The following is a 16,781-nucleotide window of genomic DNA, read 5'->3' on the forward strand; positions in this document are numbered from 1 at the left end:
AGGTCCAATTTTTCTTTTAATAAATAAAGCTGCATCCCTAAGACTACAGCTTTTATTAAATCATTTTGTATTTCTTTCTATTCCTTTCGGATAAACTTATTCTACTGAAATATTGTAAACACCCTTAAGCAGCACCTTACCCAAATCGTTTTCGTCTAAAATTTCGGTATAGCCCTTTGATATGGAGCCAATCTTCACTTTTTCCTTACGAAAATAGTAGTTATTCTTTTCGCTATTATCAACAACTAAGACAAAGTATTCATTGCCCGATTTGCTAATAGCATTACTAGGCAAAGCCCTGGCATCTTTCTCATTGGTCGTAATCTTAGCTTGAATATAGGAGCCATGAATCAATTTAGATTTGGTGCTTTTTTCGATTGAAGCCAAACAAAGGATGCTTTTCGAATCCATATCTACTCCCTTACCTATAGAAATCAGTTTAGCTTGATGGCTCATTTCGGTACCGCCTATGCTTTTAAAATGGATAGTCTGTCCAAGCTGCAATTGATTCACATCTCTTTCGAATATGGCTATTTCAAGCTGAAGCTGATTGATATCAACTTGTTCGATCAATTGCTGGTTCTGTTCAATAAATTGCCCAAGCATCAGATCCTGTTTGACTATATAACCACTGATAGGTGCTTTAAGGGGTAAACTAGCGTATAAATCTCCACCTCTAATCTTAGAGATATCCAATTTTAGAATATCGAGTTTTAAGTTTAGAGTTTGCAAGTTTGCAAGCATAAGCTTAAAATCACTCTCTATTTTTAAGAAATCTTTCTCAGCCATAATCTTCTCTTTAAATAAAGAAAAGGCTCTGTCGTAATTAACCTTTAACAATTTCAACTTGACTTCAGTTTCAATAAAATCCTGCTGAATATCTAACAGCTCATTGGTATTGATCTCACAAAGAATTTGTCCCTTCTTCACATAGTCACCCGATTTGAAATTAATCGATTTGATTATTCCCGATATGGGTGTACTAATTTTGGCAGATCCCTCAGGTGCAGCTTTGACAAAACCATTACAATCAATTTCATCTTCAAAACAATGCATGCTGATTGTTCCAATTTCCATCTTATCGGAATTGAATTGCTCTTGACTTATGGTAATAAGATTAGAAGCTTCCTGCCCAATATCATCTTGCTTAGTCGTTTTATTCTGACAAGCCAAAAGAAATAAAACAAGAAGGATATGTATAGTAATCTGATTCGCTTTCATAATAATTCTGACTTATATATTTGAATAATTAGATTCCAAGCTCAAGTGATATATGCTTATATCTTTATTGTCCTTATATGTTATTTGCTGGCTATTATTGGCTTTAAATTGTTGCTTATCTGAAAAGGCAGCCACAGAGAGAAGAATTAATACGAGCCCCGTTATAAGCGTATTCTTTCTTATCAATCGGAAAGGACGCCACTTAAAACCACTTACATTGTAAAATAACTCAAAAAGTAAGGGTAAAGCAATCATGGTGAGCATGGTTGACGTAATTAATCCTCCAATAACTACGGTAGCTAGTGGACGCTGTACCTCAGCGCCTGCTCCCGTTGAAATAGCCATTGGCAAAAAGCCCATAGCAGCTGCAGCAGCTGTTAGCATTACAGGACGCAGCCTATCCTTAGTTCCTTGCAAGATGAGATCTCTCATATTCATTCCTCCCTTTTCTTGCAAATCCTTTAAATGCTCAATCAAGACAATACCATTGAGCACTGCAATACCAAACAATGCAATAAAGCCAATACCAGCCGATACACTAAATGGCATCCCCCTCATCCAAAGAAAAAGTACGCCTCCAACCGTTGACAATGGCACTGCCGTAAAAATCATGATAGCATCCTTTAGGGATTTAAAGGCAAAGTGCAAAAAGATGAAGATGAGTAGTAAGGCCAAAGGGACGGCAAACATAAGGCGTCGACTTGCATTCTGTAGGTTTTCGAACTGGCCACCATAAATAATATAATTCCCTGGCTTAAGGGAGATATGTCCATTTATCTTATCCTGAATGTCTTCAACGACCGATTCCAGGTCTCTGTTACGAACATTAACACTCACCACCACACGACGATGGGTATTTTCACGTGATATTTTTGCTGGTCCCTCCGAGAATCTAATATCAGCAAGTTGCAACATAGGGATTTGACTCCCATTAGGCAAAGGAATCATGAGATTTTGGATGTTATCGATATCCATTCGGTATTGTTTCTGCAGACGAACCACCAAATCGAAACGTTTTTCACCTTCGAACACACTGCCTGAACTCTCACCCCCAAAGGCCATAGATAAATAGGTGTTCAAAGTTTCCATATTCAAACCATACTGAGCTACTTTGTTTCTGTGATAGCGGACACTCATTTGAGGCAAACCCTCAGTCTTTTCAAGAATTATATCAGCAGCACCAGGCACATCCTCAATTAACTTCTTTATCTCTGTAGCCTTTTCATTCAAATAAGCTAGATCTTCCCCAAACACCTTGATGGCAATATCAGCACGAACACCCGTTATCAGTTCGTTGAAACGCATCTCAATAGGCTGGGTAAATTCATATTCAATTCCAGGAATCACTGAAAGAGCATCCTTAAACATATCAGCTAATTCTTCCTTGTTATTAGCCGACGTCCAGTCGCCACGTGCTTTCATTTTAATTATCATATCAATCTCTTCCATCGACATAGGATCGGTGGGAACTTCAGCAGCACCTATGCGACAAACGATTTGCTCGATCTCAGGAAACTCATCCAACAAGATTTTTTCCATCTGAGTTGTTATTTCAACTGTTTTGGAAAGAGACGTTCCTGTTTTTAGAACAGGCTGAATCACAAAATCACCTTCATCGAGAGTCGGAACGAATTCGCCCCCCATTCGAGTGAACAAAAATCCCGTCATCACAAATCCAAGAAGAGCAGCACCCAAAACCAGCTTTTTATGCCCGCAAGCCCATTTCATTACAGGCATGTATGATCGGTAAGAAAAATCCATTATTTTTTGTGAAATACTATTCGTATTTTGCTTTGCAGGTTTCAGAAATAAGGAAGCAGCTACTGGAAGCCAAGTCAAACCCAATATCATAGCGCCGATGATGGCAAAACTAAAGGATAAGGCCATGGGTTGAAACATTTTGCCCTCAACCCCACGAAGTGAAAGAATGGGTATGAAAACGATAAGGATAATGACCTGTCCAAATATAGCTGAATTCATCATTTTTGAAGCACCTGAGAAGGTCACTTTATCAATTAATAGTTGTCTTTCTTCAGGCTTTGTTTGATCGAGAACTGCCTGCTGTGTGTTAATCCGGATGGCAATATATTCTACAATAATAACAGCGCCATCAATGATAATACCAAAGTCGAGAGCCCCCAAACTCATTAAATTCGCGTCGATTCCGAAGACATACATCAGCGAAAGGGTAAAGAGAAGCGCCAATGGTATCATAGAGGCAATCACCAATGCTGAGCGTACATTTCCCAATAAGAGAATCACAATCAGTAAAACAATGAGGCAACCCAAAACCAAATTCTCTACAATGGTAAAGGTCGTTTTTCCTATGAGTTCAGAACGTTCTAAAATAGGATTGATAAAAACACCTTCGGGTAAGCTTTCTTGAACTTCAGCAACTCGCTCTTTCACTTCTTTGATAACCACTTTAGAATTGGCATCTTTCAACATCATAATTTGTCCCAGCACTTTTTCACCCTGTCCATTGGCCGTGATGGCACCAAAACGATTGGCATACCCAAAATGAACCTTAGCCACATCCTTTATCAAAATAGGAATGCCTGCATTGTTTTTAACAACAATTTCTTCTATATCGCTTATGGATTTCACTTGTCCGTCCCCACGAATGAAATAGCTCTGATTGGTTTTTTCAATATAAGCTCCACCCGAAATACTATTATTGGATTTAAGAGCATTGAAAACGGCCATGAGCGTTAAATCCATATTTCTAAGACGAATTGGATCGATAGCCACCTCATATTGTTTCAGAAAACCACCCCAACTGTTAACTTCCACAACTCCCGGAATACCCGACAACTGACGTCTAACAATCCAATCTTGTACAGTTCTTAGATCCATGGCCGTGTAACGATCTTCATAGCCGGGCTTCACATCTAATATGTACTGATATATTTCGCCTAGGCCTGTTGTAATAGGACCCATCTCTGGCGTTCCAAATCCTTCGGGAATATTAGCAGAGGCTGTTTTAATCTTTTCAGCAATCAACTGCCGCGGCAGATAGGTTCCTATCTCATCATTAAAAACAATGGTAACTACCGATAAGCCAAACTTGGATATGGAACGAATTTCTTCAACACCAGGTAGATTTGCCATTTCTAACTCAACAGGAGCTGTAATGAATTGCTCGATTTCCTGAGTAGATAGATTTCCCGACGTCGTTATGACTTGAACTTGGTTGTTGGTAATATCGGGGACGGCACCAATAGGAATATTTAGAATGGCATAGACACCAAACAAGGCAATAGAAAGTGTGAAGAGAATTACAATTAGCTTATTTTTAATGCTAAAATCGATGATTTTTTCTAACATGAGTTTGAAGACTTAAGACCTGTAAATCGTAACGCATTGTTTTGACTCTTGTTTGAAAAAGCTATTCACAGACAGATAATTCATTCCCCACAACACATCTCACATTAGATCTATCAAATAGACATTCAATCAAACTGACCACTTCTTTCTAGTGTAATCCATAAAAGCTCTCTCTAAAGCCAACCTAAAGGAGACTTACACTGAAAACTAGAAAGTTGACTCTCGAATTTATACAATTCAAAAATGTTAAGCTAATTTATATGGATTTATTTAATATAAAAAAGGTGTAGGCTTTCGCCCACACCTTCAAAAAATCAGTTGCTAAACAACTAATTAAATTCTCTTATCAGCTTAGTTTTCTATTAAGTGATTAAAATATTTTGAGATTAAAGTCATCAATTTATCTCTAAAAATTGGTTTTGTAATATAGTCGTTACAACCAGATTCTATTGATTTATCTCTATCACCCATAAGACTATAGGCAGTTTGAGCTATAATAATAACATCTTTATTCATTCTACGTATTTGTCGAGTAGCCTCATACCCATCTATCTCTGGCATCTTTATATCCATCAAAATCAAATCAACATCCTGATTTTCACTATAAAGACTAACAGCTTCCTTCCCATTTTTTGCTAAAATGATTTGACTACTTATTGGTTCTAAAAGTAATTCAATAAAACTCATAGAGATTTTATCATCTTCGACAATTAACACCTTTAATTTCATCTCTTATTCCTTTAATTCGTAGTTTATGATCTCAGATCCATCTTTTTCCTCTATTTCAATATCACAAGGTAAGGTAAAATAAAATTTAGATCCAATATTAAGTTTACTTTTTAACCAAATTTCTCCACCTAACATATTTACATAGGCTTTTGAAATTGATAATCCGAGACCTGCTCCTTCGAAAGCTCTCTTATCACCCATATCAGCTTGGATAAAACGATCGAATATTACTTCTTGTCTTTCTTCTTTAATTCCAATACCATTATCCTTCACCTGAAATTCGATATAATCACCTCTTTTCTCAACATTAATTTCAATACGTCCCTTCTGACTAAACTTGATTGCATTTTTCACTAAGTTTTTAAGTATCGAATAGAGCTTCTCTTTATCAGTTCGTATAATAGAATCTGTTTCAGGCAATAAGTTTACTATATGGAGGTGAATATTTTTATTATTTGCTTCTTCTTGAAAGTCACTAAATACACATCCTACTTGTTCGTTTATATTAGTATTGGAAATCAACAACTCCATCTGCCCCGACTCTACTTTTGATATATCTATCAGATCATCCATAATATTCAGCATACGTCCCCCACTTTTCTCTATCAGTTCGATATACATACTATAATCAATCTCATCAAAACCAGGCTGCTTTAGAAGATCCGCAAAACCTAGTATTCCGTTCATTGGCGTTCGGATTTCATGACTCATATTAGCCAGAAAAGCAGATTTCAAACGATCACTCTCTTCAGCCTTTTCTTTAGCAATTAACAACTCCCTTTCAGCATGCTTCCTTATAGTAATATCCTCATTAGTAATAACCACATTAATAACCTTTCCATCATCATCCTTCAATGGATACATTCTCGACGATAACCAACGTGTTTCGAGCAATCCTGAATTAGGGTTTTTAATTTCTATTTCAAATTCGGGAACTCTTACAGTTTGTCCCTGAAAAGCTTTCTGAACATATTGCAGATTATTCGATTTCCTAACAGCCTCACCATCTTTAATATTGAATTTATTTAGGGTTTCGCTTGAAGGCACTCCCCAAAAATTATTGTGAGCTTTATTAACGTATCTTTGAATACCATCCTCAGAATAAATCTCAATAACATATGGAGATTCTTGCATCAATAATGATAATCGTTTTTCACTTTTTCTTAACTTCTCTTCGGCCCTCTCTCTTTTCTCGATCTCATTGGATTGAATCAATGTTTTACCCAAATGATGTGTTACATTCTGGAGTTCTTTAAGAAAAAAATAATCAAAGGCTTTCTTTCTGCCTAATATAAACAAGCCATAACCATTTAGGCATAAGCCATAATAATAAAAGTTATTATATATAAACTGAGGGCACTTCTGTCTACTATCGAGATCTAAAGAGGAAAAATAACTTTTAACGGCATCCCATTCTTCAGATTTTCCTGCAACAAAAGGCATTACCATTAATTCCTTGAGCTTTTCATCTTCTTGTTTTTTTAAAACTCCTGCAAAAAAACAATTCAATTTCCTTAAATACAAAGGCATGCTCTTTTTAAGAATTAGATGTTCATTCTTCTCAAGATTAATACTAAAAACGAGTTCTAATAAAATCTCTGCTTGTAAACATTTTTCTACCATACCCCTAAAACTATAGTTTTGTTAAAAATCTCCAAAAATGAATCTCCGTCATTGGCTATTTCTCCTATGGTAAGAAGTCCCGACACTTGTTTGTTTTTTGCAACAACCTCCAACTCTTTCGTATAGGACTCTTTCATAAATAGAACCCTGGAAATGCAATCAATACAAAAAAGAGAATCCTGATCCATATTCTCATCTAATTTAGCTAAAGCAAGATCTTTAGCTTTTGCTGCTCCTTCTATTAAAGATTCAATATCACCATGTAATATCCTAACGTATTCACCCTCTTGAATCGCATCTACAAAATGAAGTCCTTGTGAACATGATTTGAATGGATCTCTTACGACCATTTCAGCATCCAATTTCTCAATACCCATAGGATATGATTTTGCAAGTTCAGAAAAATTCCCTGAGGTCAGACTCATTCCTGAATGTTCTTCGACAATTTCTTTATAAACATCTAAAGCTGGACGCCAATTGATTGATGTCACTATATTCCCCTGCGTTTCAGTAACTTTCAACACATCCGAAAACGAATGCCAACCGTGAGCGAATCCTAAGCTCATGGGTTTATTTCCCCAGCCGATAACTGCTGAATTAGAATGTATCCCTCGATTATTAATAACACAAGGTATACTCTCGAAACTTAAAGAACCTGCTCCTCCTCCTATATAGCTGGTGTTCATTCCAAAAAAATTGAACAAAGCTTCCATAAAAGTCTCTTTATTTTGACTTAAAGCATCAATAAATACAAATAGTGAACCCAAGGGGTTCATTGAATTACACTGTATTTCTTCTAATTGATCCAATAAATCATCAGAATTACTCGATAAATTGAACGTTTGTGTATGTAATTCAAAAGAAAGAGGTAATAATATAACACCTGTTTTTTTCACCTGACCATTAAATATCAACTCAGGAAAGATTCCTCCTATTAGCGGTTTTTTAATCTTTCTAAGTAATGGAGATAATCGTTCATCATTAAATTGTTTTTCATCAGCCATCAGAAACAAAATTGATTTTGTTTCGTCTTCAATATTTAGTTGAGTGAGATGTTTTTCAAGAGAATTAATATCCTCAGCTTGAATGTAAAATGATCTCATATGCTTATGATATTTTAAATTGCTATTATATTGATCACAATAAATTATAATAAAACTAACAATAAATATTGATAAATGATGGATTTTAAATGACAAAAGCATCAAATTTAACGGATTAAAACATAATTAAGCTTTTTCTGAATTAAAAAAAAAGAGGTTTAATTGACTAAACAATAAAAAATAACCCACACAGATTATTGCATGATATATTGAGTTAAATGGCTTGATTAAACCTTATGCTCCATTTGGAGTCTTAGTAAAGTGATTTATAAATAACCAAACCCATTCAATATGAAAACGAAAATTCTTCTAATCTCTGGCATAATTCTATTCATGACTTCAAGCCTGTTTGCTCAAGGGTTTCAGGGCAGAGCCTACTACCAGAGTAAAACTACCGTTAATGTCGACCTTTCCGGAAGAAACATTCCTGAAGAACGGAAAAAGATGATTATGGAACGTATGAAAAAGGCCAATGAAAAAACCTTCATATTGAACTTCAATCAACTTGAATCAATATATAAAGAAGACGTGAAACTCGAACAACCAAGTACTGGCACTGGTAGAGGTCGCGGAATGCGATTCGGGATGATGGGTGGCAGTAGTGAAAACTACTATAAAAATGTAAAAAAAAGTACATATGCAGTTAAGAATGATCTCTTTGGAAAAATTTTTCTTGTAAGGGATAGTCTTCCCAAGTTGAATTGGCAAATGGGAAGTGAATCTAAAAAGATAGGAAAGTACACGGTGTTTAAAGCGACAGCTACTAAAGCCATTAAAAGACCGAATATGTCCGCTCTCTTTAATCGAAATTCTGAAAATAAGGGGCAAGAATATATTGAAAAAGAGATACAGGTTGTGGCATGGTATTCTCCTGAAATTCCAGTTAATCAAGGTCCTGCAGCCTATTGGGGTTTACCAGGTTTAATTCTTGAGGTGAGTGACGATATCACAACGATTCTTTGCTCAGAAATTATCATGAATCCCAAAGAAAAGCTTGAAATAAAAGCACCCACGAAGGGAAAGGTCGTTAATCAGGACAAATACGATAAAATAGCCAAAACCAAAATGCTGGAAATGCGTGAGAACTTCAAAGGTATGCGCGGACGTAGAGGTCAAGGTGGTAGACACTAAACTTTATTTTAATTGACGCAATCAAGTAAATACTCCATTCTCTTAACTCATTATATCATGAAGAAATTTATTTCCTCTACCCTACTCTTGTGTGCTGCTTTCACAGCATTTTCACAGAACATCAACCTAAGTGGTACCGTAAAGGACAGCATTGGAACAGGGCTTGAAATGGCCAATATTATAGCTTTAAATGCACAAACAAAGGCCTTGGAGTCCTATTGTGTAACTAACCATAAAGGCTACTACAAGCTGAGTCTGAAAGCCAATACAACTTATAATATTAAAGTGAGCTTTTTGGGCTGTACACCTGGTGAATTGACAATCTCAACAACAGAAACCAATCTTAGCAAAGATGTTACGTTAGTGGAAGAAAACAGTTTGCTTTCCGAAGTTGACGTCACTTATAAGATGCCAGTATCAGTTAGAGGCGATACCATTGTTTACGATACGGATTCTTTTACAACCGGAACCGAGAAAAAATTAAAGGATGTTCTGGTTGCTCTTCCTGGAGTTGAACTCAACGACGACGGGCAGATAGAGGTAGAAGGTAAGAAAGTGCAGAAGATCATGGTTGAAGGCAAAGATTTCTTTGATGGTGACACAAAGATTGCGACTGAAAATATTCCTGCCGATGCCATTGACAAGGTAGAAGTCCTGCGCAACTACAACGAAGTTAGTCAGATGAAAGGCTTGACAAACGACAATGATAATATTGCTATGAATATCAGGCTAAAAAAAGGCAAAAAGAATTTTTGGTTTGGAGAGCTCACTGCTGGAGCTGGTCCTGATGAGAAGTTTCTAGCACATCCTAAGCTCTTTTATTACTCACCTGAATTTAGCCTCAACCTTATTACTGATATGAATAATATTGGTGAGGTGCCTTTTACTCGTAGAGATTATATGAACTTTACGGGTGGCTTTAAAAACTTCAATCGTGGCGGTGGCAGTTCTTTTAGCACAGGTTCCAATAATTTGGGTATCTCAACGGCTCAAAACAATAAAGCGCAAGATATCGACACCAAATTTGCTGCTCTAAACTTCAGCTACTCTCCTAACAAGTCCCTAGATTTAAGTGGTTTCGGCATCTATTCCTACACCGGTACAGAAATGAGAACTGAAAGTTCAACCACATATAAGCTAGACGGTAATCGTTCACAAGTTGAGGAAGCGATCAAAGAAAACGATCAGGATGTTAATTTGGGTCTCATTAAGTTCAGCTCGGTTTATAAGCCCAATGCAAACTTTCAATTCGATTACGATATCATGTTAAAACAATCGGATGACGACGAAGAGGAATCTGTGACTTCTTTGGTGGACAATACCACTGATATTATTTTACAGAACAAAAAGCAGAAGCCTACTTCAGTAAACCAGAATGCGAATATCTATTACACGCTTAATGATAGAAACATCTTAACTTTCGAGGCTCAACACCTCTACCAAGATGAGGATCCATTTTACAATGCAGTCAGAAACGAATTCGCCTTCGTCGGTATCTTTCCTGTTAATCAATCTCAAGGTCTTTACAATCTGAATCAGAAAAAAAATATTCTAACCAATAAAGTGGATGCAAAAATCGATTACTACTATATCACTGGAGATAAAAGCAATATTCAATTGACTTTAGGAACAACTCAAAGTCATCAGAACTTTGATTCAGAAATCTTCCAAATCCTGGATAATAAATCGGAAGTAACTATGGAGGGTGAGTCATTCGATAATGATGTAGATTTCAATATCTCTGATCTGTTTCTTGGTTTCCACTATAAGCTACAAGCTGGTATCTTTACTTTTAATCCGGGTTTAAGTCTTCACCAATACAAGGCTGAAAATAAACAATTAGGAAGTTCTGTGACAGATGAATTGACTTCTGTATTACCTGATATGTATATCAATGTTCAATTGAAGAAATCAGAAAACCTGAGATTCAACTATAAGATTACAAGAGCATTTACCGATGTGAGCAAATTTGCACAATCCTACGTTCTAAACAACTACAATTCGGTATACAGCGGGAATAGAGAACTGGAGAGTTCATTGAATCACAATATCTCTTTGAATTTCTTCTCCTTCAACATGTTCAATTTTACGCATATGTTTGCTAATATCAATTACATGAAGCGAATAGATGCTCTTAAGAGTAATGTCATACCAATGGGGATCAATCAGATTACAAGCACAATTAATTCAAATTTAGAGGATGAATCCTTAAGTGCTAATGCACGTTATCAGCGTACCTTTAAAAACTTCAAACTTTCTACAAGAGCCAACCTTTCCTGGGCAAAAACCAATAATTTGATCAATTCTTTGCCTAGCACATCAGAGTCTTTCTCTCAAAATTATAGTGGATCGGTTTCAACCAACTTTAAGAAGGCTCCCAACTTAGAACTGGGCTATTCTTATTCCATAAGCAATTACGACAGAGGTCAAACATCGACCAGCTATTACACCAAGCGTCCCTATGTCAAGTTAGATGCTGTTATCCTGAAGGAACTGATTCTAACAGCTGATTATGACTTCTATTCATACACCAATAAGGAAAACACCATAGATAACGAGTATAGTTTTCTAGAAGCGAACCTGCTGTATCAGAAAAAGGATAGCAAGTGGGAATTCGGACTAAAAGGTAAAAACCTTTTAGATACCAAATCCTTAAATCAGTCTAACGAAACGGATTATGCCTATGCATCATCGACCTACTATGTGCAGCCTCGCTATTTCTTATTCACTGTAAAGTATAAGCTCTAAACAAGTCAAGCACAATACAAGCAAAAAGCACTTCCCTCAGTAGAGGGAAAGTGCTTTTTTACATTTTATGTTGATCTATTATTTAATTCACTTTCCATGTAAATGTAGCAACTCCACCTAATCCAACTCAAGAATAAAACAACAACTTACTCAATTAACAATCGTCTTGATTTTGGGTATTTCACAGAGTATCTTAATTCTAATTCCTTTTTCTTTGTTGGCTCCAGACTAAATTCCCATTTAATTTCGCCCTTCTCCTTATTGTGCTTGGCGCCACTCATCTTTTGAATTTCAACCTCAATTTCCTCTAGTTGAGAAACAGGAACCTGATCGAGTACGATCATATCAATCGCTTGATTCTTATTATTCTTAATAATCGTTCTCCATGCACGAGCTTCTTCTTTTTTTGAACCAATGAATTGTTTTGTTGTGAAATCTTTTAGCTTCTCACGCTTGATGCTAACATTCTTATCGCTTCCCATTGAGATTTGTAAGGTATCTGATGCGTTTTGAATATCTAAAAGTGTTTTTCCCACAAAAGTCCCTTCGAAAAAGATATTCGCTTCCCCTTCCAACAACTGGTATTTTTCCCAGTCATTAATCTTAGCCATCAAGAAAGCATCCTGATTAATTTTAGGAATACAAAAATACTGATAAGAAGCAGGCAGTTCATAAACAGCCATATCAACCGAATAGTTTTTGTTATCCGATTTCACAGAATAAGGTGTTTTAATCTCAAACTCTACGTTCGTTTGATTTTCCGTAGCCTGAAAAGGGATAGCAAGACTTGAGTTGCTTCGACTTTTAGCGCTTCCTTTTTTCTTTACAGATACACCCGCAACACGACCTTCAAGTGTTCTCATACTTCTCTTAGAAGCTCCATAGGCTGTAACAGCAACTTCATCCATACTAACAAATTCAGATTTTAAAGTCACATTCATCACAGAACGATTTACAGCTAATGTTTGAGCTTTCATACCGATAAAGGAATAATTGAGTTGACTCGAATTGGCAGGAATCGTGATGGAATACTTGCCATTCATATCCGTCGCAGCTCCAATGGTTGAACCAACAACACGAATACTGACGCCAGGGATAGCTAAACCATCATCAGCGGAAACAACTCGTCCACTTACCGAATTGATCGATCTATTGTAAACAGGAGGATGCGAATTATAATCTAAAAAGTAGGTTTTTAGCTCAGGAGCAACACCTGATGTTTTAGGATTGGATGAAGAAAACTTAAGTTTCACATTATTCCAAGCCACCTTGGTATCTTGACGAAGATTTGCTTTATAAATCAACTCGAGTGGTTCGTTTATGTTTTTAGCACGTATATCATAGGATGGAAACCAACCTGCATTCCCAACAAAGTAGGACAGTTCAAATTTTGGGTTCGTTTTAGATTTTGCTTCTACCCTTACAACAATTTCACCATTGGCATAGATCTTTTTACTACTAAGCGTTCTCAATTGGTTCTCAAGCTCTGAGCGTTTTCTTCTTAATTCCGGTTGGGTATTCTCTCTTTCAATCTTCTTCAATTTCAAGGCAGTCAACTTCATACTATAAAAATCAGAGGCCTCTTTCAAGTTGGCCATACTAATCTGATTGTACTTACCACTTATGGCACAGTTTTCTTTCAATAAACTCAACTCTTCGTTGATAATAGACAAGTAGGTTTCTTCCAGTTTCAGCTGCTTATTTAAGACCTTAAGCTTCGATTCTATAGCCTTAATCTCTTTAGGTTTATCAAGCTTATCAATGAAATTTTGCTGATGATTTACTGATAAAACCGTCACATCTCCAATAGCCTTTAACTGCACACTTTTTGCGTCGATAAAAGGTGAAAGGTTTACAAACTTTAAAAGGGTAATGCCAGGCATCAGTTCAACTGATTTTTCACGAGAAAGCTGAGCGCCCTCAATAAATACAGTCGCTGCTTTAACCTCTGTTTTTACTTCTTTCTCGTTCAATTCACTTGCATATGTATGACTAAATAGCAAGCACAAAACAATTAGATTTAATACTTTCATTTTCAATTAGCTTATATTTATAATTAATCTTTTTCTAAACTGAATGCTCATTCACACACCTTATATATCTGTATTTAACACGGTTGTTTGCAATGAATGAGATATCTCTTTTGAAGTGTTGATGATATATTCCTTTTCTCCTTCCATGAGTTCAATGCTCTTATTAGGCAAGATTAAAATCAGTCTATAGACCTCCTTTGTTTCAGTTCTGCGTATTGAAAGAACATTCATGTTTTGAGATTTTCTCACTCTAAGGATCTCAAGATTGCGTATTGACTTTATATCTTCCCACTCGCCTTTCTTTATCATGAATAGGCCAATGTATTTTTTCAATCTTCGAGTATCAGTATCAATTATCAATCCCGATTTTAGAAATAGGAATAGCAATGCAATTGGGAAAAACAAGATCCCTTTCCAATCTAGAACGATCATTCTCCAGATACTAACAACAAATAACATGATGCCTAAGGCAATGAAGTTGAATGGAAGTCTGCCCGTTTTGTAGTTCAATATCATTTTCAAGTCATTTTAAGATTTAACACGATTCTCACAATACTCATTACTATCTCATTATTGCTTGTTGGTTTTAAACTTTCGTAGCTTTAACCGAATACATATGAGGAATCTTATCTCCATATTTTTCAGAAACCCACTTCCCTTTTTCACTTTCAATAAGATTAGGGAAACAGTTATATACTTGATAGGGGAACTCATTAAGAAATTCTATTTTCAAGCCATTGAAAATTAAACTATTTAGAACTTCACTTAAGCTATGGTGCCATTCAATATGCTTTAGATTCTGATTCGAAATTTCAGATTTATCAGTGTAAGACTTTTCAACAACAGTTTCAAGTGCTTTTGATTTGAAATAACTATTCGATATCTCAGACTTATCATTTAGGGTGTATCTGAATGGATGAAATTCCACCATATAGAATATGCCATTGGGTTTCAAGAATCGACTAATAAGCTTGGCCCACTTATCAAGATCATCCAACCAATTAATAGCCCCATAAGAGGTGTAAACAATATCAAAGGTTTCGTTTAAAACATTCTCAATGTCATATACATTTGAACGAAAAAAGCGAACTGGAATTTCCAAATCATGAGATAATTCTCTAGCTTTTTGTATTGATGTATCAGATATATCAACACCAACGACTTCTGCGCCTTCCCTGGCTAATGATAAAGTATCCATCCCAAAGTGACACTGAAGATGAAGAAGTTTCTTCCCTTTTATATCTCCTAATTCTTCCACTTCAATATGATTCAAGGACGTTTTCCCTTTTTTAAAACCTTCAACATCATAAAAACTTGATTCTGTGTGTAAAGTTGTTAATTCGTTCCAACTTTCTCTATTGTGTTCAAAACTATTCATAGGTTATCTTCTATTGTATATAAGGGTCAATCAACGTTTCGAGGACTCCCTATTGTTGTGGGAAAGCTTTATGCGCTCAATACCACCCATTAAATTTAGTAATTCTTACTCCCCATAATTATTCGATTACAAGGCCAACGAAATACAAATCAAAGCCGCCTTTGCCTCCAGTTCTATTCGATGAAAATACCATCATGGTTTGATTTTCAGATACACCTTCATTAATTAAAATAGGTCTGTATTCGTTAAATTCAGTATTAATGTTTGATCCTAAGTTTACAGGTTTACTCCATACACCGTCTTTCAAAAAGCTAGAATACAAATCAAATCCACCAAAACCGCCATCTCTATTCGAAGCAAAAACGATTTTGTTTTCAAAGATAAAAGGGCATTTATCATCAGAGATACTTGACAAAGTATTGTCTTTAATTATTTCGTGGCTTGAATTATCTGATAATATTGATTCAATATCTATTTCTGGATCTGGATCTGGATCTACATGAACAGAATAAAAATCAAAATTGTCGTCATCTCTATTTGAGCAAAAATAAATCTGAGAATTATCAGAATTGAAGCATGGATAAAGATCATCAAATTCTGAATTTAAGAATGTTACTTCTTTGGGCGCTGAGAAATTCGTTTCAGTATGATTTGAAATATAATTTATTTGAAAATCCCCAGTTACATCAGATGCATACAGGAGTGTGAAATAAAGATCATTGAAATCGTATTCTGGAATTAGGTAGGGACCAAACTCATTCCCCGAAGTATTGATTTTATTAATATTATTCTGAATAACATGATATCTATCTGAAATAGAATTCCAATTCCCATATTCGTTTGTTACTGTCAAATTGCCACTACTTTTATCAAAATTAACATTCATGGGTTGATAGATCACATCAAACTCATTTCCATTGCTATTCCTGTTTGTTGAAAAACAGAATGGTATTAGATCACCAAAACTTGGAGCCGTAGAATTATAATCGTCATAAATGGTATTAAAATTCTCAAGATTTACGGGAAGATTAGGAAGGACACCTTGGTGATATTTATACCCAGTAGGATTTTTGTCACAGGAAATTAACAAAACAGAAATCGCGGTAATTAATAGAATTTTATTCATCTCCACTTATGTTTTTTTGATTGTAAGGGATGGTGCGCCGAGTAGGCAAAGGGAATCTTAGCCAACGCCTCTTACAGATTCGTAGATGAGAGGCTGCCATCATTGGGCTCTTGTCGCACATAAATAGAGATACAAGTTAAATAGAAAAATTCAATCTCCAATAATAAAATAGATATAGAAACGGTTTCTTTATTTTCTAAGCCACCCAATTAAGTATTATAAAGTCTAATGCATGACATAGCAGCATGCGTTCTTAATCCCAATATTTAAAATACTTAAGTATTTGTTCAACTTGATTTTCTTAAACTCTTTTTATCAATCTATGTATTATTGGCTAAAGCTCTTATTAGCATAAGCTCATC

The 16,781-nt window shown here is 35.6% G+C and carries 11 protein-coding genes; 2 read left to right on the forward strand and 9 right to left on the reverse strand.

Annotated elements, in window-relative coordinates; genetic code table 11:
• Positions 1–96: 96 nt before the first annotated feature.
• From ACXR6G_RS16760 to ACXR6G_RS16780, 5 genes are all read right to left on the reverse strand, one after another.
• The gene (locus ACXR6G_RS16760) at positions 97–1,221 is read right to left on the reverse strand and encodes an efflux RND transporter periplasmic adaptor subunit (protein WP_458362600.1); all 1,125 of its coding nucleotides are present in this window, start codon (positions 1,219–1,221) and stop codon (positions 97–99) included.
• 12 nt (positions 1,222–1,233) lie between these two features.
• Positions 1,234–4,548, reverse strand: a complete 3,315-nt coding sequence (locus ACXR6G_RS16765; protein WP_458362601.1) for an efflux RND transporter permease subunit — start codon at positions 4,546–4,548, stop codon at positions 1,234–1,236.
• 351 nt (positions 4,549–4,899) lie between these two features.
• On the reverse strand, positions 4,900–5,277 hold the full coding sequence (locus ACXR6G_RS16770; protein WP_458362602.1) for a response regulator: 378 nt from the start codon (positions 5,275–5,277) through the stop codon (positions 4,900–4,902).
• 3 nt (positions 5,278–5,280) lie between these two features.
• Complete coding sequence (locus tag ACXR6G_RS16775) at positions 5,281–6,900, reverse strand: PAS domain-containing sensor histidine kinase (RefSeq protein WP_458362603.1); 1,620 nt, start codon at positions 6,898–6,900, stop codon at positions 5,281–5,283.
• Complete coding sequence (locus ACXR6G_RS16780; protein WP_458362604.1) at positions 6,894–8,003, reverse strand: FIST signal transduction protein; 1,110 nt, start codon at positions 8,001–8,003, stop codon at positions 6,894–6,896. Before ACXR6G_RS16780 ends, ACXR6G_RS16775 begins: the two co-directional genes overlap by 7 nt.
• Positions 8,004–8,294: 291 nt before the next feature.
• On the opposite strand from ACXR6G_RS16780, the gene ACXR6G_RS16785 reads away from it, so the two are divergent.
• Together ACXR6G_RS16785 and ACXR6G_RS16790 are read left to right on the forward strand one after the other, a co-directional pair.
• On the forward strand, positions 8,295–9,134 hold the full coding sequence (locus ACXR6G_RS16785; protein ID WP_458362605.1) for a GLPGLI family protein: 840 nt from the start codon (positions 8,295–8,297) through the stop codon (positions 9,132–9,134).
• A gap of 57 nt (positions 9,135–9,191) precedes the next feature.
• Positions 9,192–11,882, forward strand: coding sequence for a carboxypeptidase-like regulatory domain-containing protein (locus ACXR6G_RS16790; RefSeq protein ID WP_458362606.1), 2,691 nt, complete (start codon positions 9,192–9,194; stop codon positions 11,880–11,882).
• 146 nt (positions 11,883–12,028) lie between these two features.
• Here the strand turns inward: ACXR6G_RS16790 and ACXR6G_RS16795 are convergent, their stop codons facing one another.
• The 4 genes from ACXR6G_RS16795 to ACXR6G_RS16810 all read right to left on the reverse strand — a co-directional run bounded on the left by ACXR6G_RS16795 (position 12,029) and on the right by ACXR6G_RS16810 (position 16,419).
• Positions 12,029–13,915, reverse strand: coding sequence for a mucoidy inhibitor MuiA family protein (locus tag ACXR6G_RS16795; protein WP_458362607.1), 1,887 nt, complete (start codon positions 13,913–13,915; stop codon positions 12,029–12,031).
• Between the two features lie 60 nt (positions 13,916–13,975).
• Positions 13,976–14,431, reverse strand: a complete 456-nt coding sequence (locus ACXR6G_RS16800; protein ID WP_458362608.1) for a hypothetical protein — start codon at positions 14,429–14,431, stop codon at positions 13,976–13,978.
• A gap of 70 nt (positions 14,432–14,501) precedes the next feature.
• Positions 14,502–15,293 carry a class I SAM-dependent methyltransferase gene (locus ACXR6G_RS16805; protein WP_458362609.1) on the reverse strand — a complete coding sequence of 264 codons (792 nt, stop codon included), beginning with the start codon at positions 15,291–15,293 and terminating at the stop codon, positions 14,502–14,504.
• A gap of 118 nt (positions 15,294–15,411) precedes the next feature.
• Positions 15,412–16,419 (reverse strand): TolB family protein, encoded by a 1,008-nt coding sequence (locus ACXR6G_RS16810; RefSeq protein WP_458362610.1) that lies wholly within the window; start codon positions 16,417–16,419, stop codon positions 15,412–15,414.
• Positions 16,420–16,781: the final 362 nt, after the last annotated feature.

It is taken from the genome of Ancylomarina sp. YFZ004 (assembly GCF_054254355.1).

What these genes read in the sequence shown, in the direction of transcription:
- ACXR6G_RS16760 (WP_458362600.1), bottom strand. Translation starts at nt 1,221, where the DNA reads ATGAAAGCGAATCAGATTACTATACATATCCTTCTTGTTTTATTTCTT.
- ACXR6G_RS16765 (WP_458362601.1), bottom strand. Translation starts at nt 4,548, where the DNA reads ATGTTAGAAAAAATCATCGATTTTAGCATTAAAAATAAGCTAATTGTA.
- ACXR6G_RS16770 (WP_458362602.1), bottom strand. Translation starts at nt 5,277, where the DNA reads ATGAAATTAAAGGTGTTAATTGTCGAAGATGATAAAATCTCTATGAGT.
- ACXR6G_RS16775 (WP_458362603.1), bottom strand. Translation starts at nt 6,900, where the DNA reads ATGGTAGAAAAATGTTTACAAGCAGAGATTTTATTAGAACTCGTTTTT.
- ACXR6G_RS16780 (WP_458362604.1), bottom strand. Translation starts at nt 8,003, where the DNA reads ATGAGATCATTTTACATTCAAGCTGAGGATATTAATTCTCTTGAAAAA.
- ACXR6G_RS16785 (WP_458362605.1), top strand. Translation starts at nt 8,295, where the DNA reads ATGAAAACGAAAATTCTTCTAATCTCTGGCATAATTCTATTCATGACT.
- ACXR6G_RS16790 (WP_458362606.1), top strand. Translation starts at nt 9,192, where the DNA reads ATGAAGAAATTTATTTCCTCTACCCTACTCTTGTGTGCTGCTTTCACA.
- ACXR6G_RS16795 (WP_458362607.1), bottom strand. Translation starts at nt 13,915, where the DNA reads ATGAAAGTATTAAATCTAATTGTTTTGTGCTTGCTATTTAGTCATACA.
- ACXR6G_RS16800 (WP_458362608.1), bottom strand. Translation starts at nt 14,431, where the DNA reads ATGATATTGAACTACAAAACGGGCAGACTTCCATTCAACTTCATTGCC.
- ACXR6G_RS16805 (WP_458362609.1), bottom strand. Translation starts at nt 15,293, where the DNA reads ATGAATAGTTTTGAACACAATAGAGAAAGTTGGAACGAATTAACAACT.
- ACXR6G_RS16810 (WP_458362610.1), bottom strand. Translation starts at nt 16,419, where the DNA reads ATGAATAAAATTCTATTAATTACCGCGATTTCTGTTTTGTTAATTTCC.